The sequence below is a fragment of the Vibrio sp. 947 genome (genome assembly GCF_033339115.1).
Taxonomy (GTDB): Bacteria; Pseudomonadota; Gammaproteobacteria; order Enterobacterales; family Vibrionaceae; genus Vibrio; species Vibrio alginolyticus.
Genome location: NZ_JAWOTX010000007.1, coordinates 251,032 through 270,424, shown reverse-complemented (window position 1 = coordinate 270,424; position 19,393 = coordinate 251,032). Strand labels below are relative to the sequence as shown.

23 protein-coding genes are annotated in these 19,393 nt (G+C 36.3%); 12 read left to right on the top strand and 11 right to left on the bottom strand.

What is annotated here, in order from left to right; all coding sequences use genetic code 11:
- The 4 genes from R7Q39_RS11865 to R7Q39_RS11850 form a co-directional block, all read left to right on the top strand.
- Nucleotides 1-210: zinc ribbon domain-containing protein (locus tag R7Q39_RS11865; protein WP_318076336.1), on the top strand; the 210-nt coding region annotated here is incomplete at its 5' end.
- 9 nt (nt 211-219) lie between these two features.
- Nucleotides 220-843 carry a hypothetical protein gene (locus R7Q39_RS11860; RefSeq protein ID WP_318076335.1) on the top strand — a complete coding sequence of 208 codons (624 nt, stop codon included), beginning with the start codon at nt 220-222 and terminating at the stop codon, nt 841-843.
- 68 nt (nt 844-911) lie between these two features.
- Nucleotides 912-1,616, top strand: coding sequence for a hypothetical protein (locus tag R7Q39_RS11855; RefSeq protein ID WP_020331322.1), 705 nt, complete (start codon nt 912-914; stop codon nt 1,614-1,616).
- A gap of 85 nt (nt 1,617-1,701) precedes the next feature.
- Nucleotides 1,702-2,919 carry a hypothetical protein gene (locus tag R7Q39_RS11850; RefSeq protein ID WP_318076334.1) on the top strand — a complete coding sequence of 406 codons (1,218 nt, stop codon included), beginning with the start codon at nt 1,702-1,704 and terminating at the stop codon, nt 2,917-2,919.
- A gap of 30 nt (nt 2,920-2,949) precedes the next feature.
- On the opposite strand, the gene R7Q39_RS11845 is transcribed toward R7Q39_RS11850, so the two are convergent.
- From R7Q39_RS11845 to R7Q39_RS11830, 4 genes are all read right to left on the bottom strand, one after another.
- Complete coding sequence (locus tag R7Q39_RS11845; RefSeq protein ID WP_318076333.1) at nt 2,950-3,549, bottom strand: triacylglycerol lipase; 600 nt, start codon at nt 3,547-3,549, stop codon at nt 2,950-2,952.
- Between the two features lies 1 nt (nt 3,550).
- A complete protein-coding gene (locus R7Q39_RS11840; protein WP_318076332.1) occupies nt 3,551-4,075 on the bottom strand; it encodes a hypothetical protein in 525 nt (174 codons plus the stop codon).
- A gap of 336 nt (nt 4,076-4,411) precedes the next feature.
- Nucleotides 4,412-4,612 (bottom strand): hypothetical protein, encoded by a 201-nt coding sequence (locus tag R7Q39_RS11835; RefSeq protein ID WP_318076331.1) that lies wholly within the window; start codon nt 4,610-4,612, stop codon nt 4,412-4,414.
- Between the two features lie 104 nt (nt 4,613-4,716).
- Complete coding sequence (locus R7Q39_RS11830; RefSeq protein WP_318076330.1) at nt 4,717-5,499, bottom strand: hypothetical protein; 783 nt, start codon at nt 5,497-5,499, stop codon at nt 4,717-4,719.
- Between the two features lie 209 nt (nt 5,500-5,708).
- On the opposite strand from R7Q39_RS11830, the gene R7Q39_RS11825 reads away from it, so the two are divergent.
- Nucleotides 5,709-6,299 carry a hypothetical protein gene (locus R7Q39_RS11825; RefSeq protein WP_318076329.1) on the top strand — a complete coding sequence of 197 codons (591 nt, stop codon included), beginning with the start codon at nt 5,709-5,711 and terminating at the stop codon, nt 6,297-6,299.
- Nucleotides 6,300-6,421: 122 nt separating this feature from the next.
- A complete protein-coding gene (locus tag R7Q39_RS11820) occupies nt 6,422-7,402 on the top strand; it encodes a hypothetical protein (protein WP_318076328.1) in 981 nt (326 codons plus the stop codon).
- Between the two features lie 336 nt (nt 7,403-7,738).
- Here R7Q39_RS11820 and R7Q39_RS11815 read toward each other — a convergent pair whose 3' ends face one another.
- A complete protein-coding gene (locus tag R7Q39_RS11815) occupies nt 7,739-8,242 on the bottom strand; it encodes a hypothetical protein (protein ID WP_318076327.1) in 504 nt (167 codons plus the stop codon).
- A 580-nt stretch (nt 8,243-8,822) separates the two neighbouring features.
- Between R7Q39_RS11815 and R7Q39_RS11810 the strand changes: the two genes are divergently transcribed.
- Entirely contained in the window at nt 8,823-9,608 is a 786-nt protein-coding gene (locus tag R7Q39_RS11810; RefSeq protein ID WP_045592896.1) for a hypothetical protein, read from the top strand.
- A gap of 39 nt (nt 9,609-9,647) precedes the next feature.
- The gene (locus R7Q39_RS11805; protein ID WP_318076326.1) at nt 9,648-10,115 is read left to right on the top strand and encodes a hypothetical protein; all 468 of its coding nucleotides are present in this window, start codon (nt 9,648-9,650) and stop codon (nt 10,113-10,115) included.
- Nucleotides 10,116-10,147: 32 nt separating this feature from the next.
- On the opposite strand, the gene R7Q39_RS11800 is transcribed toward R7Q39_RS11805, so the two are convergent.
- From R7Q39_RS11800 to R7Q39_RS11785, 4 genes are all read right to left on the bottom strand, one after another.
- Nucleotides 10,148-10,834 carry a hypothetical protein gene (locus R7Q39_RS11800; protein ID WP_318076325.1) on the bottom strand — a complete coding sequence of 229 codons (687 nt, stop codon included), beginning with the start codon at nt 10,832-10,834 and terminating at the stop codon, nt 10,148-10,150.
- A 13-nt stretch (nt 10,835-10,847) separates the two neighbouring features.
- A complete protein-coding gene (locus R7Q39_RS11795; protein WP_318076324.1) occupies nt 10,848-11,627 on the bottom strand; it encodes a hypothetical protein in 780 nt (259 codons plus the stop codon).
- Between the two features lie 154 nt (nt 11,628-11,781).
- A complete protein-coding gene (locus tag R7Q39_RS11790; protein WP_052697535.1) occupies nt 11,782-12,138 on the bottom strand; it encodes a hypothetical protein in 357 nt (118 codons plus the stop codon).
- Nucleotides 12,131-12,757 carry a hypothetical protein gene (locus tag R7Q39_RS11785; RefSeq protein WP_318076323.1) on the bottom strand — a complete coding sequence of 209 codons (627 nt, stop codon included), beginning with the start codon at nt 12,755-12,757 and terminating at the stop codon, nt 12,131-12,133. Before R7Q39_RS11785 ends, R7Q39_RS11790 begins: the two co-directional genes overlap by 8 nt.
- A gap of 148 nt (nt 12,758-12,905) precedes the next feature.
- Here R7Q39_RS11785 and R7Q39_RS11780 point away from each other — a divergent pair, with 148 nt between their 5' ends.
- From R7Q39_RS11780 to R7Q39_RS11765, 4 genes are all read left to right on the top strand, one after another.
- Nucleotides 12,906-14,135, top strand: coding sequence for a hypothetical protein (locus tag R7Q39_RS11780; protein WP_318076322.1), 1,230 nt, complete (start codon nt 12,906-12,908; stop codon nt 14,133-14,135).
- Nucleotides 14,136-14,162: 27 nt separating this feature from the next.
- A complete protein-coding gene (locus R7Q39_RS11775; RefSeq protein WP_118895282.1) occupies nt 14,163-14,630 on the top strand; it encodes a 5' nucleotidase, NT5C type in 468 nt (155 codons plus the stop codon).
- A 91-nt stretch (nt 14,631-14,721) separates the two neighbouring features.
- Nucleotides 14,722-15,375 carry a metal-dependent hydrolase gene (locus R7Q39_RS11770; protein ID WP_318076321.1) on the top strand — a complete coding sequence of 218 codons (654 nt, stop codon included), beginning with the start codon at nt 14,722-14,724 and terminating at the stop codon, nt 15,373-15,375.
- 69 nt (nt 15,376-15,444) lie between these two features.
- Nucleotides 15,445-16,140, top strand: a complete 696-nt coding sequence (locus R7Q39_RS11765) for a hypothetical protein (RefSeq protein ID WP_318076320.1) — start codon at nt 15,445-15,447, stop codon at nt 16,138-16,140.
- 26 nt (nt 16,141-16,166) lie between these two features.
- Here R7Q39_RS11765 and R7Q39_RS11760 read toward each other — a convergent pair whose 3' ends face one another.
- A complete protein-coding gene (locus tag R7Q39_RS11760; RefSeq protein WP_318076319.1) occupies nt 16,167-17,900 on the bottom strand; it encodes a hypothetical protein in 1,734 nt (577 codons plus the stop codon).
- 121 nt (nt 17,901-18,021) lie between these two features.
- Nucleotides 18,022-19,392, bottom strand: a complete 1,371-nt coding sequence (locus R7Q39_RS11755) for a glutathionylspermidine synthase family protein (protein WP_318076318.1) — start codon at nt 19,390-19,392, stop codon at nt 18,022-18,024.
- Nucleotide 19,393: the final 1 nt, after the last annotated feature.

Below are 19,393 nucleotides of genomic sequence, written 5' to 3'. Positions count from 1 at the left end.
AGTAGCGAATTTGTTGAAGTACCAACAAAGCAAGTTAAGCCAAGTCAAACCTGTCCAGACTGCGGAGCTAAGAAGAAGAAATCCTTAGCAGACCGCTGGCACTCATGCGAATGTGGTTGTGAGAAGCCCCGCGATGTAGCCAGTGCGCAAGTTAACTTAAACTGGGCGTTAGGTATTCAGGCGGGGAACCAGCCTAAAAAGGTAGCTTAGGCTTTCTTTTTGAAACTCCTTCAAAACGCGCAGCGTTTAGTGGGAGTTGTTCATTCTCTGATTAAGACATCGATTGCCGAAAAGACAACCAAAAGCCATCGTTTCGGTATTCACGGAATTTATTCTGTTAATGATGTCGCGTCTTCTTTGAAGTTCCATAGTGTTGCGCCAGAGCTAAGGCGTGAATTGTGTGGCTTCCTCTCTCCTGAAGAATACATGAAATTGAACGTGTTACGAAGAGAGGGTGTGTTTAATAAACGCATGAGATTTGCTGACCCTGACTGGATATGGTTAGAATACATTGAGCCTAATGCATGTATACCACTACGCTCAATCCACATGATTGAATATGTAGTAGCGCATTCTAAAAGCAAAGGGCAAGATACTGCGAGCTTATTTGTTGGAGAGATCCATAATAGCGATGTTGATTGGTATGTCGCGAACAGAGACAAGCTTCCAGAATGGTTAGTAGATTACGCCAGTTCTATTCGCAAAACAGCGCAAAGGGCTGCGATTGAACAGTCATTTGTCTTCAAGAAAAAATCGTCATATCACGCCTGTTTATTTACTGGAGTTTCATGTGCGATGCTACCCTATCTCGCTGTAATCCTATGGATTTTAAGCTGTCGTTAAATCACAACCAGCCAGTTGGATATTTTGCTCAAAATAGCGTACATTACCCTTCTAAATGAGGGTGATGTATGTTCAGCAATAAAATCAACCATACCATTGGACAAGGTCAGGTTATCACTTCACAAAACATTTTTGATTTAGAGATGTTGTTGCTTGATAGTGATGGGATGTTAAATGTTGTCAGTGAAAAAGAGCTGTCTCAGTTTACGCGCAAGCAGTTCCAGTTTTTCTGCATAAAGCATGGATTCTACAGCATTCCAACTCTTGAACTAATAGAGTTCATCAGGGGCAAGATTTTAAACATTGAAAAAGCCATAGAGATCGGTTCAGGTAATGGTGTTTATGGTCGCTCTTTGGGGATTATTGCAACTGACAACTTTATGCAAGATCCGAGGAAAGCAAGCAAGTTTTCTGGTGTGATTTCTGAGTATTCTAAGTTAGGTCAAGAGGTTGTTCCATACGGTGATAACGTTATTGAGCTTGATGGTAGAGAAGCTGTTAGAAAATATAAAGCAGAGACAGTTGTTTGCTCTTGGGTTACACATAAATACAATCCAATAAAAATGCATCTTGGTGGAAACAAGTTTGGAGTCGATTTTAAGTGGATTTTAGATAGAAACCACACGAAGAGACTTATACTTGTTGGAAACAAAAATACGCACAAGAACAATCCAATTATGGAGTTGCCGCATCAAGAATTTGATTTAGATGGTCAAATTTATAGTAGGTCTGCTATGCCTGAGTTAGATAGAGTATTTATTTGGGATTGTTAAATTAAAAGAGGATAGCTTCACACTATCCTCTTTTACTTTTATTAATGATATAATTAATCCAATATCAATAATAAAGAATAAAATCATGAATCTGAAAGATATATCATCTCATGCTTCAGCAATTAGAAGTGTTTTAGAAAACTTTGATAAAGAGTTTATCGAAAGATCTGCTCACCAAGTCAAAGTGACATTATTCACGAATATGTGTGGTAAAGATTTTACCATCCAAGATAAGCAGACCTTACAGCAATTGATTGAAAAGCAGGTGTCTAACAAAATTTCTGAAAGGGAAAATCCCCTTTTAAGTGCTGATACTCTAGATGATGTTATCAGTAACCTGATGGAGATGCGAAGTGTTGAAAATAAAAGGGATTTATTTCTAAATAAGCTCTATTTATCCAAAGTGAAAAAGTTAACTGAAGCGCTTCAAGAAAGTAAATCTTTGGAGAGAGAGTTGCTATATAACTTTCTCCGAGAATATGACTTCAGATTCAACGGGGCAATAAAAGCGGTTGAATTTGAGGATTTTACTTTAGAAGATAAAACGGAATATTCAGTAAGATCAGAAAATGGCTACGAGAATATATATGGTGCTGTTTTCAATGCGCAGGTCAAACATGACACTGTAAGAGTTATAGACGACCACATTTCAATTGATTTTGAAGATTACGGTTATTTCATCAACTCTGAACTAAATCAGGAATTCACGAGAGAAATGGTAGCAGCTTATAATGCCTCTCTAAATATCAAAAATGAGTTAATTAAAGTTCAAGATGAAAATAAGGACTATGAAGATATTTCAAAAGTGCTTTCTCAGTTCGCAGATGATTTAGAATCACTATTTCCAAAAGATGTAGTTATGCCATTACTTCAAAATGCGGAAATGGTTTCAGATATGTGTGAAAAGCATATGTATCAACATGGTGCTGATTGGCGAAAGGAAATAATATCAGAGCTTCAAAGCACCCTTTCAGACAATGTCGTATGTAGAAACTGCACTATCGAATTTATTCAGACGGTTTTCGAAAACTCCAGTACTTTAAGTGGTCATATTGACTTTATGCGCCAGGCTAGAAATAACAGGATAAAGTCAATTGATATAGACTTTGATGCCTTATCTGAAGAGTTTGATTCAAACGTTAATGAGGCAGTCTCATATCATAACGAAAACAATCAATTTATGTTTAAGCAAAAACTAAATTCATTGAACCCATTTGAAAGAGCAGCAGTAACACTGACGATAAATGCGGATAAAGAACCAGAAAAGCAAAAAACCTCAGATAATGTAGTACCGTTCAGGTAAACAAATCCCCAGCTCGCTGCTGGGGATCATCTACTCAGTTACAAATTGAATAATAAGCTCAGCGGTCAGCTTACTATAAATGATGCTGGTGTGACTGCTATCAATGACTTGATGCTTAAACATCCCATCAATTTTCGTTTCATTTACTGTAACAGTTCCGTCAGACTCTTCCCCATCACGAATGAGGATTGGTCTGATTCCAATAGGTAATTTACCAGCAATTGAGAAGAGTTTTTGAGGGAAATGCCACTGCGTGTCATCTTCAATCAAACCGTGTTCTATTGCGTTCCCCAAAACCAATGAAGCCCCAACATCTGACAGTTTTCTTGCTATGGACGATCCATTTATTGGCGAGCCAAGAGCTACTACGTGGGAAATGGTATCAATGCTCGGTTTTCTTGAAGCTAAATAACGCTTGATTAAGATACCTCCCAGGCTATGACCAATGAGGATGTTTTGACCACAAGGGTCTAAGGATTTATCGATAGATTCAAAAAGACTCTTCTCAGAAATTGATACTGAGTTGTAACTAAGTACTTCAGTATCAAAACCATATCCATGTAACCTTTTAGCTAGGGGCATCATTACAATACCATGCATGTAAAGCCCATGAAGAATCACCGCTTTCATTTTAGTTATCAACTCTCTTTAGCGTTTCAATGTTTTCTTTATTGATAGCAAAAAGTTTTCCTGAGCCTTCTTCGACAAAACCGATTTGGTTGTCGCTATTGAAAATAAAGCTCCCCTTGTAACTCTGCGTTGACGACAACCCTTCAAATGCATCACACAATTGAACTGTTACATTGTCACCGATTTCAGGATTCAGTTTTGTTAAGCTAAGATCATCCATGCCAAATGTCATGGCAATGTATTGAATAGCCTTTTCGATGTAGCTGTCGCCTATCTCTACATCAATTTTTCCTTGTTGCTCAAGTTCCCTACCGAGCTTAGGAAGAAATTCATAAAGTGGGAGAAGCATACGTATTTCACAAGCCAGAGTATGCGCTTGTCTAAACTTAACTGAAAGAGCATCAGAATGTTGAACTGTATGGAATATTCCTAGTTCATTTCTAGGTATGCCATCAACTTCACTCTGTAATCTTTGAGCCGTCTTTATTACATCGATTAAATTATCCAAGTTTTCGATTTTTATCATAATTAGTTACTCTTATGCAGTTTTTCTATTCGCTCTGTTGTAAATTTTATTCTTTTTATCACTTGATTTAAAGAATGCGCTAAATAACTCTCTGATTAAATCTCTAATTAAGATCGGCTCGGAACCAAAAGCTTCCTCGGAATATTTCAATGAGCTATAAAACAAAATGCCAATTAATGTAGTGGCTATTATTGAGATTATTAAATTAAACATTAGGTAAACCTTATTGTTGATATATTAGTTTATTGGCCTTTTGTAATTAATAAAGATACAATAAGCGGGATAAGCAAAATAAATGTTATTGCCGATAAAATTAAACAGTACAAATCAAACCTCTTAGCTTTTCCGCATGTTTTTATGGTGTAATTTATGATTATTTTTGTTAAATATCTTGCGCTTAACTCTATTTACAAATACTTTGTGGGTCGCATTTTCACCCTCGAAAACATATCCTCCGTAATATAAGCTTGCTAGTGCCATAGCGGAAACTAAAGATATGGATAATACAGCAAGGATGATGTTTATTATTTCGTTCATGTTGTAATTCCTTTGTGGCTAACACCATTTAATTATTGATTAACTTATTTTATTATTAATTAATTTTATTATTAATTAATTTTTTCTAACTCTATTTTCTATTACTATTTAGGTAACTTTATATGGCGAGAAATCAGAGCATCACTATCTACATCCTTAGATAGGATAAGTTGTAAAATTGTTTCTTTAGCGCTCTCAGGGCTGCTGTAATAGCACAGAGAAGTATATAGCTTATCTCTGCTAGATGGTCTCAGGTAGTCAACCCATTCAAGATTTTTAGTTAGCACTTCAGAAGATGAGTTTTTTATGAAGTATGCGGATATATCACCATTTTCATCAATTCTTGCAGCATCAATTGTTACAGTGTAATCACCAATCATTACCCTGTAACTTAGTGGTTGGATCTCAACCTCCTTTGAAAATCCACCAAGAATTGTTTGGGACGCAGTATCTTCCGTAAAATCGCTGGTAACTACATAATCATCCCCTTCCTTTACTAGGAATTTATCAAATACATGCTTGTCCTCTTCTTCAAAGGAATGCCAATCAATTAGATTGAAAGCTTGGAATTTAAGCGTGAGCTTGTTGATAAAATCGTCCCTTAGTAACCGTCTTATCTGATCGGAACAAACCTCTCGAATTTCTTCATGTTTTGAAACACCGCTATCAGAGAGGTTTTTAAAGTCACAGCCCAGAATGATGCTCATTTCAGTCGAAACGACATTTAAGACATCATGAAGCGCATCAGGAAGATTAGTATTACCTAATCTATTTCTTAATAGTCTATGAGCGAACCTTGCACCATCAACTTCACTGCTCTTTCCTGGCTCTATGTGCTGATAGATACCAAAGGATAAAATGTAATCAAACTTAAGTAATTTGTTCATAAAATCAGCAACTTTCTTTTTTATCTTTAATTTAATTAATTAGATGTATCTTAAATCATTTTTTAATCACTGTCATGAAAATTATAGGATTTATGTTTGCCACAAAGCAAAAAAAGAAAGCGAATTGATGACTGCGCTCAATGGAGCGCTATTGATTTTAGTATTCAAAACCACGAAAATGTAAATTTGTATGACACATAAATTAAACTATGAACATTAATAAAACCCCAGTCCTCAAAGAAAAGCTTTCTGCCTACAAGTCAATCAGCGATGTCTCAAAATCGCTCTATCACGCAACAACAAAAAGTAATGCTTTTAAAATTTTGAAAGAAGGTTTCAAACGAGATCATTGCGGATTGATTCATGGAGAGATGGAGTGTAGACCAGAAGAGAAAACATTATACTTCTCCAAACATCAAGAAAGTAGCAATTTGCATACAAATCTGTTTGACAGCGAAGAAGTTGTGATTATCGAAATCGATTCTTCGTATTTAAAATTGGATCAGTTATACCCTGATGACTCGTTCTATGTTGGCATAGTTCAAGAGGAATTGTTTGCCGATGTGGAAGATGTCATAAAAGAGTTTGATATACCAATTGAAGAAGCTGAATATTTAATTGAGCAAACATTCGAACTGTCCAACAAAAACGCAATTGACTACAAACCATTCGCGTTGTGGTACTTATCGAAGGAAGGAGAAGTATCTATCGCACATGATGTTCCGAAAGAAGCAATTTTAGGAATTGTAAAGCATCCTAAAAGCCCTTCCCCTAAGAATGCCCAATCCTTAGAAATTTAGGCTTCTACGAAGCCATTGTCGAATTCTTCCTTGTCTCTTGTTTTTATTTGGTATATAAATGCAGGTGGTGGCTAAGCCTCTGCATTTCAACCTTTTAATAAAATTTAAAAAGAGTAATCAAAATGAATAATGTACTTATCCTTTGCGAAAAGAACGCAATGGCAAAAGATCTCATGAGAGCAGTTCCTGAACTTACTGACTCTGATGTTGTCAGCTTTTATGGCTTAGGCTTCTTTGAATACGACTATCCTAGACACCTTCCTATATCTAGTTGCCCAATAATAATTCCAGTAAAATACAAGGTTAAGGAAACGCGTCATATCCCTAATGGTAACTTAACTATTGATTATCGTTCACTGATAAAAGAATATCGCTCTAAGCTCAATGATTACAATGAAATCCTTATCGTTTGCGATATGGATAACCGAGGCATTTACTTTAGTCAACTTTCGATAACAGAACTTCTTAGAGATAGTGGGTTTACTGGTAAGGTGACTATTTTAGGATCAGTGTCCTTTGATAAAGAAACCCTCAGAATGTCATGGGAAAATAGAAAGGTTTATGTATTCGATAATGAAATGTTTCAGAGGGCTAAAGCCAAATACTATTTTGATTGGCTATGGAACATAAACTCAGCGCCAGTATTTGGTAAAGCATTAGCTATGGCTGGGGCTAAATCCGACCTCATATTTTCAAAATATGAGCTTATGACTTTTCATTGCATTTATAATGAACTGCCTCATTCAAACATGGATGTTTATATATTTAGCTTCCTTCAGGACTATAAAGGTACTGGTAAGTATTTTTCAGATTGCAAAGAAGATAGATATGAATCCCCTTCGGCATTTGAAGGCATTGCATCGCCATCGAGTAGAAGTGCAATATTAGAGCAGTTGTTAAATCGAGGGTTGATTCAAAAAGTTAATGATCACTATGCTGTAACAGATGCTGGAAGAAAATTTTACGAGTTGTTGCACAAGAGGTCGTTTGATCCTGATTTACCCTTCAGAATACAGGTATGGTCTTTCGATAATGACTATGAGGCTATGGAGTCTTACATTTCTAAGTATTTCTCAAGACAAAAAAGATTTAATGCCAATTGATATGCAAAATTTGGATTGAATATAGAATAAGAGAGGCGCATTTAAGCGCCTCTCGATTTTTATCCATCTTGGTGCGGAGTAAAGTGAAGGAATGTCACTGCTGATCATATTGGTTCACAGCTACCGCGTTGCCTCGTTTTCGTAGCTACAACGCCCGTCCCGCTTCGATTTGTTATGAACCGAAGAATCAAGCTTATCTACACTAAGCACCATCGTAGGGCTACTCATAACAGCAAAATAATACTATCAGCTTATAACTTTTTGAGCAAGAACTCTGATTTTCATTACCAAAAGACCTTGGTTTGGTTAATTTTCGAGAATCTAAAGTAAGCTCTTTTACTCAATTAGCTTGAACGTATCAACATCAAATGTTTTTCCATCTTTGATGCGGTAGACGTGTAATTTATTTCCATCAACATGAACAAGCACATTCTTTCTTTTGTTGTATATAAAATCACGCCCTATCAATGCATTGGCATGTCTTGCAACCTTTTTACTAGGGAGCCTACTTATATCAAACACGTCATCTAACGATATTTTAATCTTTGATCTGTTACGCATGTAATTTTTCTTAAGCTCATCATTGAAACGTGAAATTTCAAAGAAGCCTAATAGCGTATAGCCATGACTTTCATATGCGGCTTGACTAATGTTGTCTGGATCAAGGTGTTCGGTGTTTATACCAGGCATTAATCCAAGGTACATTTTTAAAGTTGGGCAGTCTTTGTAGGATTTGATTAAGAAGTCTAGGTCAAGTTTTTCTAGATCATTTGACCAGAGTGGGTTTTGAATGAATGGGTTGTTGTACTTTCTCAATAGTCTCATGAGGTTAATGCTCATTGCGACACCTCTGACAAAAAATTTGTCGCTTCGAATGTGCTGCGCGGCAACAAACATCTCAATATGATTGTGCATCATTAATCCTTTCTTAATTTATTTTGTTTTTAAATTTTGGGATTAATGTTAATATAAATCATATAAAAAGAAAAACTAAAAAACAGAATTTAACTGAATAGAGCTTCAATCGGCATGGTGGTAGTCAAGGTACAGTGTAACTAGTACCCTTCTATCTCTACCATTGGTATTACGCCATTGTAATCTCGTTTGATGATGGAATCCCTAGCCTCGTTGAAAAGACTCATGCAGCAACCTTGACCAAACGCAGGATTGTAGTATGAGGCGGGATCTTGACTGATCTCATCGTATTTGAGGCATCTTGAATGTTGTTTCTCATTGAAGGCTAAGTATGCGCATTGACCTTTTTCTGAGTCCCATTTGCCGTATGCGCATGGTCCTTTTTTACAACACATTCCAGAATTGACGCAGGCTCTGACTAACAATAGAGATTTCCTCACTTAACGAAGAAGACATACTACTTCATTTGAAATTAATAATAAACAATAACAATCATAGGTGCTTTATGAATTTACAAGACAGAATTGTAGAATTAGAAATGGAGCTGAAAGACGCAACGGTTTTCGAAGATTTGAACGAAAACTCAGCGATTGCAGTGTCTTTCTCAGACAATCCTGATGCCAACATGCTAATTATTGACCATGAGTTTGTATCCAAAGCGAGTCTTACTGATGCAGTTAGGATTATCACGAACCTTCTGTCTGAGAAGCCTTCAAAACTTCAAATGGATGTGCCAGGTAAGCTGAAAAAAGAACATTTTCTTCAGGTTCCTAAGGTTAAACCAATTTCTCCAACCAGCGTAGATTTCAATGAAGTGTCCCTTAAGCAGTTTGCTACTGAAAAAGAACACTATTACAACAAATGTCAGGGCATCAGAGAGCTTCTTGAAACAACAGCTATTGAGATTGATGAGGGCTGCATTCAAGGTGTTCCTTCTGCAAAATTGAATGCTATAGCCGAGTATTTGGACTGCTTGGGTGATATCAGTGATTCTCAATTCATGTGCTCGGTTAACGGTATAAACCACAGTATTGAGAAATATGACGGTGGCGTAAGATTCATCAGATCACTTGACGAACCATCCAAGTCCGTTTTGAGTATTGCTGCCCCAGAAATGAGGTCTTTGGCTATGAGTCTTGGGCATCCTGGATTGGAAGACGTTAAAAAGCATCTCTTTAGTGATCCCATTACAAGTAAGGTCACTATCGATATATCAGACTTTACTTGGGGTTTATTCAAAAACAAAGCGGCTCAAAAAGAAAGAGAGTCGATATCGGAACTTTCTATGTAAAGAAAATATAGGGGGTTTTTGTTAAATGAGGTTTCCAAAATGAAGAATAAGCTCAGTAAAGAAAATGACATTAGTTGTATTTATTCAAGGTACTCCATTCACAGTGGTGATGGTGGAATGGTTGCGCATGGAAGGAGAGATTTGCAAGAGCAAGTCGATTTACTAATCTGGTACGAGAGTGGTGAGAATGAAGGCTACTACATAAAGGATAATGTCGATGATCAGGTTGCATATATAATTGAAGATCGAGAATTAGCTAAAGTAAACGTTAAATCAAGGAAGTTCATAGATCACACATCAAAATATGTCGTTGAATATATAAGGTCTCCATCCACTCCAGAAAAAAGTTGTTTTGATATTGGTGTTGAGGCTTATAAGGAAGGTATCTTATTCGTTGACAACCCTTTCCCTAAAGGTAGCTTGGAATCGTCTGATTGGTCTTTTGGCTGGCATACAGAACAGGATTTTGATCTTCAAATCAAAGGAACGTTACCGTTGAAAGTATAAAAAAATCCAGTCATTGATGACTGGATTTCTCATTATTTGAGGCTGTTATTCACATGCTCTATTACAGACTTGTGGCGCTCTAGATTCAAATCTGAATTATTGCATTCTGATGAGTTAGGGTTATCGCGATACTCCATAAGAATATCTACCCCTGACTGTATGTAATACAGAGCACCCCCGCATTCCATGTTAAGTGCAATAAAAGTAGAGCCATCCAACTTCTTCTCAGATGGCGTAAAGCGCTCATTGAACTCTGCTGTGTTACAAAGATAGTGCGGGTCGCACTTAGTGATAACGCAATCAGGGCAATCAAATAACCAACCATTCTGTTTCTTGGTTCTTTGAAATTGAAAAGACGTAGGGTCAATGAAATAACATTGACCATCCTTGCTTGCAAACATGGCGACATGTCCACCTAGAGGTCGGTCAATGCCAGCAGTGCCAGGTTTAGCTTCATTTCGTATCATGATCTGCCTAGCACCGCTTTGGGCTAGTCTCTGAATTTTCCTTTCGCTTTTAGGCATCCCTTTTCGTTCTGCATCAATAAGCTTTTTGCTCTTGCCTAAAACCTCACACGGTAAAAGCTCTACGGTGTACCCTTTGGAACTCAAAATGTGTGACAGCGTCACGCATTGAGCTAGACATCGTTGTTCTATCGCGTTTATTTGTAAAAAGCCTTCAGTGACTAGAGCATTGATTTTTAGGATTTCGTCTTTCATTTATAAACCAGTCTTAGATTAGAGCATTCACCGAATCAACAACGTTACGCCAGTCATTACTGCCTGGATCGATAAGTGCGTATTTAAGGTATGTTTGAGCATTTGATGCTAGGTGCTCACTAAACTCTTGTATGGTGTCAAATTCAGGGGTGAATGGAACTCTAAACTCAGAATCCCCCATCGAAGAAAGTTCTGTAAGGTAATACCCATCGATAGTGACACTGTCACCATATTCGTCTATTCCTTCATATGAACTTTGAAATTGGCAATCAGTCCAGTCACCAAGGCAGGACAGAACTAGACAAGCTTCATCCGATAAGTCATTTCTACTAACTCGTCTAAGCTCATCAATTTGCTCTGATGATGGCATTTCATAAATGGCTACCTGAAGAGATTTAATGAGCTTTGATTTACATTCAGCATCGAGTAATAGGTTGTTAGGAATGTTGTTAGCTACATACTCAGCAACTTCAGTGGATTTAAATCCTCTCTTAGGATCTTGAGCTTTGAAATCAAAGTTCATTTGAAATGCATCAAAGAGCCATTGAGAATGCTTTGAGTTTGGATTCATTAAGGCGATAACTGATGAATTTGAGTCATGACCTAAGAGTCTGGCTACAAAATTATCACATTGACGCTTGCTCAATGGGAATGCTTTCTTTTGCTCTTTGAATTCAAAATCATAAACAGATGGGTTTATCTCATCCCAATAAGAACGTATGGCTACATGATAAAATATGAATGAAGCTTGTAGTGTGTAGAGATTTTTAAAGCACGGATTTAAAGTGTACATAGTAACTCCTTGTTCACAAATGCTGTCGCTACATTTTTGTCTGGATAGTGAGAGTTACTACCATTGACATAAAAATTTGATTACTTGGCCTTTGCGACTTGGTCGGGCTAATCACACCATTTGCTAAGTATATGAGAGCAAGGAGAATAGTCAATTAACTTCTTGTATCACTTTTAGATTTAGTTCCAATCTGGTCTAAGAAATCACATAAGCCTTGAATTATTGGTTCAACACTTTTATCGCTAGCCCATCCAGCAATACCTATAAAACCGTCAGTATTGAATGATACAGCTTCCCTCTTGTCCCATTGCTTGGAACAGCAATGGAGATACATTTCACCGTTATACGGCTGTGTCATTCGCAATGTGCCATCAAACAAATCTGAAGCCATCATTCGGCTATTGATGAGCTGGTGGATTAATAGCAAGTGCTCTTTCGTTACATTGTCACGTCCTATGCCAGCAGTCTTAAATCGATCTCTAACTGAATCTCTGCAAACCACATTATCCATGAATAACCCCCTTATCTTTATCAGTTCTCAAGTCTACACCTTGATGTTGCAGCAGTTGTTCGATGACTTTGTTTGATAAATAGTCAACAGATAGCGCCATAGCTTGCGCTGAACGCGGTAGATAGCCAAAGTAACAGCGGATTCCAAGCCTCGCGTATCTATGCTTTAGGTTTTCTCTAAACTCACTCAAATCAATTTGTTTGTATGTACCATGCCTAAAAACATATGCAATGTTTTGGTCTACATGAAGAATCAAATATGCCTTACCAAATCTATCAACTATGGTAACACCCGCTTTGAGTTTTGATTTATGCTCTCCAGAAAGCGTGTTGTTATCTACCACAGGCTCTTTCAAAGACCATTCATTGAATTGCGATTTGCTTGCCCTTCTTGCTGATAATGCCTCATTAATAATATCTGGATGAGCATACTTGATAACGTCCAAAACCACTTCGGACTGACTTTCAGGTTTCAAATCATGCTTTAAGATGCTTGTGTAAGAGATGAAGCTTTCATTTCTTGCAGAGCAAATCCCATGAAACGAACGATTGTCAGAACCAAGAATGTAAATGCAAGCTCCGTCATGCCTAAACACTAAGTCACCTTTATCAAGATTCATAATTTGTTTTCCATTATATGTTGATATTTAGTTTGGTAAATAATATATAACAAAAACCATAAAGGCAAGATTTCAGGTAATTTTCTTGAAAAACATTACTAAATAGCAGATAATTCAAACCTAAATAAATAATAATATTGGTAGGGTCATGTTTGTAAGAGATAAAACAATAAAAAATGATATAGATGCCCTTCTTAGCTTAGGTGAAGATGCGAAATTGCAGGTGCATGAGCTTGTTAGGGTTCAAGAGTTACAAGTTAGACAAAAAGCTCGTGAAAGCAACCTAATTGATCAACTGATAAAGTCTAAGATTAACAAGCATCAAGAAAGAATTTCAGCTTTAAGAACTCAGCTAGAAAAAGAGTTGCTTGATAAAGAATGCGTTAAATTGAAAGCCATTGTTAATAACATGATTTCACGAAAAAACGCGCTTAAGGACGAAACTTTAGAATTGCTATCTGCCGTTAATGGCATTAACTCTGGGATCAGCCGAGCTGATTTTCTGCTTGAAGGCATTTCTGAAAGCTTAGAAGCGTCCGAGAAGCTGCTGTTTGATGCAAGTATGATTGTGGACAAATTTCAAGAACAGTCGGTATCTCTTGGTAATGCAAAAGATATGCTTAAAGAGTTAGTTGATCAGGCGAACTTGATAGCTCTGAATACTGAAATTGGCACAGTAAAGCAAGATAGCAGCTCTGAGGTAATTGACCTAACTCACCTATCTCAAGAGTCGAAAGAATTGGCAAATAAATATGTCGATATTTCTCAGGCTACCATTAACTCATTGTCAGCAGTCAATGTAGGTTGCTCAGAAATTCACAATGGTCTAATAGGTGTTGAAAAGGGATTGGAAGAAGTTGATGTAAAGAAGAAAGAAGCCGCATTGGTTTTGGATTCCGTGAAGGAATCCTCTGAAACAGCATCTTCCATTGTATCTAGCTTGTGCGTTTCACTAAATGCAGGTTTTGATGAAGTTTCTAATTCAAGCCAGGATGAGCCTATAGCCTTATATGACTACGCTGATACTGAATTCATTCAGGGTGATTTCGATTTAGACGCATTGTCTTCTGTTCATAGGTTCTTCATTGCAAATGAGTTATACCAAGGTTGGGTTCAAAAGCTGGTGGATCAGCATTCTATCGAATGCAATATCGAGCTTGATGTTTCTTCTCCTACCCGATGCTTGTACATTTTGAACGAAAACTTTCTTAATCTTCATAGCTGCCTTTCGGAAGAAGTAAATGAGTCTCTAGATCTTATCAATCAATTGCTTGATAAAGAGAACTGCGACTTTCCAAAGTTAGCTGGTATTTTAGTAGCTCATGCTAAAGAAATTAATAAACAAGTTATTCTGGGTCTTATCACTCTAACTAAGTGAATAGAACCAAAGGGATAAGGTAATTAAATGAATAAAAAAGACATAATCCATTTTGATATGGACAATACATTGATTGATTTCGTATCTGCAATTGATGAGCTATCTGATGAAATCAAGCGTGAATATGAAGGTAGATTAGATGAAGTTCCAGGTATCTTTTCGCTTATGAAGCCGATGCCTGGAGCTATTGAAGCAGTAAAGAAGCTTTCTCAATACTTTGAATGTCATGTTGCATCAACATCACCTTGGGAAAATCCGAGTGCATGGTCAGATAAGCTTATTTGCATCAAGACTTACTTCCCTAAAGATTTCTATAAAAGGCTGACACTTACTCACAATAAGCATAATCTTCGCGGCGAATATTTAATTGATGATAGGTTGGCAAATGGTGCGGGTGAGTTTGAAGGTGAGCTTATAAGATTTGGAAGCGAAGAGTTTCCAGATTGGGAATCTGTAACGGAATATTTAATTAATAAATATCGATCAAAAAACTAACATTCGAATACTTTAACTGACTAAATGCCTGTTTTTTGCTTTTTTGCGATGTTAATATCCTATCAATTAATTAATAAAGCAAATAAATAAAATGACGAAAAACGGGCATTTGATTACTGGTGCTATAGCATCAATCTATCCTGCGTTTATAGCGCTTAATTCTTTTGGACTACCCTATTCACTCGCTGCATGTTTAATGACAATTGCAGGCGCTAATGCACCAGATTATCTTGAAATACGTTATACAAAGAAAATAGTGAAGAAGAGTGGGTTTTTTCAAAAACCAAAAGAAATTACAGTTTCTAAAACTGTATTGGCACACAGAGGTGTGACACACACAATTCTCTATTGGTTTACTGCATTTATACTTTCCTATCTTCTTATCAATCCAACGGTATGGTTTAAGGAGCTTATTGACAGATTTAGTGTTCTTTCCGAGCTTCATGATTCAAAGATTATCCTATCACTACTTTTAGGGTACGCATTTGGTGGTCTTACTCATCTATTTGGTGATTTGCCAAATAAAAAATCCATACCAGTTATCCCGTTTGGTTTTAGGTTTTGCTTAAACTTGTGGAATAGTGGAGAAAAAGAAAAGTTCATGATGTTTCTAGTGGGTGTTGTTACATGCATTCTTGTGGGAATAGAAGCAAACTTGCTCACCCTTGATAGGCTTTTAGAATGGTACGCGTTTATCTCAGAATTAATTGTTCAGTTTTTTCCAAAAAATCAGGTAACGGTCTAAATCAACAATTTCATAAGATTTTATATTTGTGATATTATATATTAATGAATAAATCAAAGAGACACCTTTATGAAATTGACTGCAAACATTAGCAGAAGAGACTTGCTAAGCCTTTTACAGGACTTACCGATTGAAAAGAGTTTTTCAACGGCTCATGCTGTGGGTGAAAGTGACATATCAGCAGTTCTTAACCAAAACTCACAAAAGAGTTCAAAGGTCGATATTTACCCTTATGATCGTCACAGCGGCTCAAGACTTAATGAGTTCCGTGAATTGATGGGGGTTTGTATAAAGGATGACTTTATATTCAAACAATATCTGAATAAAGTTAACTCAAACTCTGCAAATAATCAGACCGAAAGACAAGCAGAAGCAAAACTTTCACAATTAGAGTATGCGTTCTCAAACATATCCTCCCCTACTGCAAAAGACTTGAGTATGTCTGAGGTTATTACCTCATATAAAAGGGATGGACTGTACTCATTACAGGGTAAGATTTCTAACCCAAATGAGATAAAAGGATTTGCAACCAAAATCGATTCATTCTTGATATCGCTAAATCATGTTGTTTCTTCTGATGTGACAATGGTTCCCAAAATGGGGCTTACACAGAGAGACGTGCAATGTATAGTTGTTGCTGATCATTTATATGATGATATCTCCGAAATTCTTAAGGATACAAATCTTCATGCAGTGACAAAATCAGTCTATGAAAAGTCTAATGGGATTTTGGATAAGAAGAAAGAATCTGCTTTAGAACGATAAAAGAAGGCTCCATTGGGAGCCTTCTTTCATTGCTGGTAATTATGAATGATTTCCATGCTATTGATGAAATCATCATTGTACCTCATCATGTATGGCTTATCCGATATTGGTAAGCCATTAAAGTATATAAATGCCTGTCCTGGATTAAGCCCACTTGCAGAACGAAGATGATTAGGTTCAACCTTTAAATTATCTGGAGCTTCATATGTTTTCATTAAAATTGTGTTTTTGAATAAGGATTCAAAAGCATCATTATATTTTGTGTCAAACATTGAGTATGTTGACCAAATTACGCATCCATTTTTCTTGTTTATAGATTGAATATGGTTTGCCATATCTTTGCAATCATAAGAGTTTTCATCAATATTCATAAAGTCCATTACAGTGATACAAGAATAATCAAGTTCGCTTGAATTAGAATCTATTTGTTCAAATATTTCTTTCAAATGACAATGATACTTTTTGTTTTTCTCCTTCACTTGAGAGTGAACCCTTAATATTAGAATCTTTTCTTGCTCGACATATTTTCGGATATCAAATTTTTCATCTTCGAAGATATTAATAGTAATGATATCTGATGATCGACCAGCCATAATTGCTTTGGCATAGATTAATGGTTCTATACATGATTCGCAATCAAGTATATAAACTGCTAACTTATCATTGAATATGGCGAATTCAGATAAAATATTCGAGCAATTGAAAATACCTGACCCTGTTGTACCTATCACTCTCAGGTTGCTTGTTAGCTCAACATTGGATAGCTTCACACTTTCATCTACTAACTTCCCTGGATTAACTAAATCAAGCATATGCTGGTGTAAAGTCTCTGGCTTGTTTCTACGAGGATTAGTTAGAGTTACAGGGTAACGACTAGTGGAAAACTGTTCAAACATTTTTCTTCTAGCGTTTAGGTCAGATTTGCTAATTTGGAAGTTACAAGGCTGTACAAAGAATGCTTCAGGATTCGAAACCTCAGATTTACTCAGACTGAAGACCTTATCGAAGTACTGTTGCTCTTCTTTCAATCTTGATTTTATTTTCTCAATAACTTCTTGCTTTGAGATGCTTTTGAAGTACAGCGCCTTTATTAATTTAACAATAAATGACTCAGAAGAATCATTCACAAACTTTGTTTTTGAAGCTGCGTGTAATTCAGGGAATTCATTTCTTTTGTGTATCTTAGAAAAAACAAAATTAGGTATTTTCCCATCCTCTGGAAATTGTGCTAGAAAACCTGCATGACTGAACTTACAGGATCTTTCTATTAAGATATCAGCGTATTTATCAAGACCATCTCCATCCACTTCATATTCTTCGTTAATAACGTAAAAATCGATATCTAGAATCAATGGTAAATAATATAAGTATGTTGCTAACGGCAATCCAGCACTTACATCAAAATAGTTATTTCTCCTTTTTACAATTTCGTTGTCTAGAATATTGTAAGTTTTAAGGCAGTTGTTTGATAGCAGGTGGATTTCTGTGCAGCCAGAAAGTTTAATTAAAGCATCTTTGATATGGTTTCTTAAAGCAACCAATTGTAGTGGTGCAATTTTATCCACTCGTGACTCGTCATATGAATTCAGCTTCGCTCTTAAATTATCCACGTTTTCTTTTATTAAATCTGCAATCTCATCTTTATTTAAATCTCTTGAGCATAATGAGGCACAGTGAAGATCATTCGAAATGCTTCTTATTGAAATAACGCGTTCTGTAATTAAATCATTAGATCTAATTTTGTTTAATAAATCTACCATTTTTCTTTCTTCAATTTAGTATTTTCGCCATCATATCAAATAAAAAATAAAAAATAAAAAATAAAAAATAAAAAATAAAAAATAAAAAATAAAAAACAACCTGCCATAAGGCAGGTTGTTTCTATGCAGATAGAGCTTTGAGGTTTTCTTCACCAACTATTTCTTCAATTTCTATATCACCAAATAAATGGGGAATGTATTTTTCGTTAACAATGGAGTTTATGTCATCATCAAATTCCCTGAATGATATGTTAACGCCTTCCATTGTCAGCTTATCATCAATTGAGGGGTCTGGAGCCATCCAAACACCCAAGATTGCCATTGGCTCATTTGGAGCTATTGAGCCAGACATGCAAAGTCTCTGGTCAACAGTCTCGGTGTTTGCGTAAAATCCTTCTGTCTTAGTGACAAGCTTGGATGACTTGTAGATTTCGATGTTATTACTTAATCTACCGTTCAGAGGTTTTCGACAAAAATCTTTCATGCTGTGAGAATCAGTAGTTAGACGTGTCTCAAGCAACAAACCTGACACATCTGAATACTTCTTCCTGAACTCCGTTTCATTAGAAAACTCTTCAGAATTCATCACATCCCATACCCAAGCCCAGATTCCTTTATTAGAAATAAAGTAACGCCAAGCAGGTTCATAAAACTTCACGCTATCTTTCCATTTACGCCAGGTTCTGAATGTTTCTGGTGAACCATCCACCATATCTTCCCAAGGCTGCAAAATAAAGATATGTGATAACTCCTTACCATAAGCGTTGAAAGGATTGCTAAGAGAACAGTCATCAAATCCTAAATCGCTTATTTGACCAATGACGGTTTTATCTTGTCCAAATTCACTATGAAAAAGCTCAAAGAAGTACTCTGCCGTTAATGAATCCTCGATATACGCCATATCAGCAAATACACCAACACCCTTAACTTTCTCTTTCTTTAGGTGGTTACTGATAAACCCCTTCATGTACTCATAGTGAAGATTAACCTGAGAATCGGGTTGTCCTATTTTCCTCGAAAATAGGTCTTGTACATAAACGGACTCATGGATCATTACAGGTGTGTCACCATTAAATTCGTAAAATCCTTTAATCTTGCCATTTTCATAGTCATATGGAATGTCGAATCGACCATATAACGCTACATGATCATTTTCATACGTCCAAGCAGCATAATCTAAGAAGTTTTTGTACTTAGCTTCATTGAAGATTTCTCCGAAATACTTGGATACTCTATCCTTATGTCTTTCAAATAAGATCTCTAAGGAGTCAACAATCAGACCGTACATTTTTGGCGCTTGATCAAGAATATCTTCAATTTCCTTTTTTGAAAGATTGTAGAACCTAATTTGATCGTTTTCGATTGGATATGAGAACTGATCATAAAGATCGTGCTCATAGCCGCTAGCAATCAGCATCGTGGCTGTAATTGGACACAATTCATAAAGTTCATCTTCGGTGGACTTTAGAGGTAATCGTAGTAATTTAGACATT

Excerpts from the sequence above, each read along its gene's own strand:
- R7Q39_RS11855 (WP_020331322.1), top strand. The coding sequence starts at position 912 with ATGTTCAGCAATAAAATCAACCATACCATTGGACAAGGTCAGGTTATC.
- R7Q39_RS11850 (WP_318076334.1), top strand. The coding sequence starts at position 1,702 with ATGAATCTGAAAGATATATCATCTCATGCTTCAGCAATTAGAAGTGTT.
- R7Q39_RS11845 (WP_318076333.1), bottom strand. The coding sequence starts at position 3,549 with ATGAAAGCGGTGATTCTTCATGGGCTTTACATGCATGGTATTGTAATG.
- R7Q39_RS11840 (WP_318076332.1), bottom strand. The coding sequence starts at position 4,075 with ATGATAAAAATCGAAAACTTGGATAATTTAATCGATGTAATAAAGACG.
- R7Q39_RS11835 (WP_318076331.1), bottom strand. The coding sequence starts at position 4,612 with ATGAACGAAATAATAAACATCATCCTTGCTGTATTATCCATATCTTTA.
- R7Q39_RS11830 (WP_318076330.1), bottom strand. The coding sequence starts at position 5,499 with ATGAACAAATTACTTAAGTTTGATTACATTTTATCCTTTGGTATCTAT.
- R7Q39_RS11825 (WP_318076329.1), top strand. The coding sequence starts at position 5,709 with ATGAACATTAATAAAACCCCAGTCCTCAAAGAAAAGCTTTCTGCCTAC.
- R7Q39_RS11820 (WP_318076328.1), top strand. The coding sequence starts at position 6,422 with ATGAATAATGTACTTATCCTTTGCGAAAAGAACGCAATGGCAAAAGAT.
- R7Q39_RS11815 (WP_318076327.1), bottom strand. The coding sequence starts at position 8,242 with ATGAGCATTAACCTCATGAGACTATTGAGAAAGTACAACAACCCATTC.
- R7Q39_RS11810 (WP_045592896.1), top strand. The coding sequence starts at position 8,823 with ATGAATTTACAAGACAGAATTGTAGAATTAGAAATGGAGCTGAAAGAC.
- R7Q39_RS11805 (WP_318076326.1), top strand. The coding sequence starts at position 9,648 with ATGAAGAATAAGCTCAGTAAAGAAAATGACATTAGTTGTATTTATTCA.
- R7Q39_RS11800 (WP_318076325.1), bottom strand. The coding sequence starts at position 10,834 with ATGAAAGACGAAATCCTAAAAATCAATGCTCTAGTCACTGAAGGCTTT.
- R7Q39_RS11795 (WP_318076324.1), bottom strand. The coding sequence starts at position 11,627 with ATGTACACTTTAAATCCGTGCTTTAAAAATCTCTACACACTACAAGCT.
- R7Q39_RS11790 (WP_052697535.1), bottom strand. The coding sequence starts at position 12,138 with ATGGATAATGTGGTTTGCAGAGATTCAGTTAGAGATCGATTTAAGACT.
- R7Q39_RS11785 (WP_318076323.1), bottom strand. The coding sequence starts at position 12,757 with ATGAATCTTGATAAAGGTGACTTAGTGTTTAGGCATGACGGAGCTTGC.
- R7Q39_RS11780 (WP_318076322.1), top strand. The coding sequence starts at position 12,906 with ATGTTTGTAAGAGATAAAACAATAAAAAATGATATAGATGCCCTTCTT.
- R7Q39_RS11775 (WP_118895282.1), top strand. The coding sequence starts at position 14,163 with ATGAATAAAAAAGACATAATCCATTTTGATATGGACAATACATTGATT.
- R7Q39_RS11770 (WP_318076321.1), top strand. The coding sequence starts at position 14,722 with ATGACGAAAAACGGGCATTTGATTACTGGTGCTATAGCATCAATCTAT.
- R7Q39_RS11765 (WP_318076320.1), top strand. The coding sequence starts at position 15,445 with ATGAAATTGACTGCAAACATTAGCAGAAGAGACTTGCTAAGCCTTTTA.
- R7Q39_RS11760 (WP_318076319.1), bottom strand. The coding sequence starts at position 17,900 with ATGGTAGATTTATTAAACAAAATTAGATCTAATGATTTAATTACAGAA.
- R7Q39_RS11755 (WP_318076318.1), bottom strand. The coding sequence starts at position 19,392 with ATGTCTAAATTACTACGATTACCTCTAAAGTCCACCGAAGATGAACTT.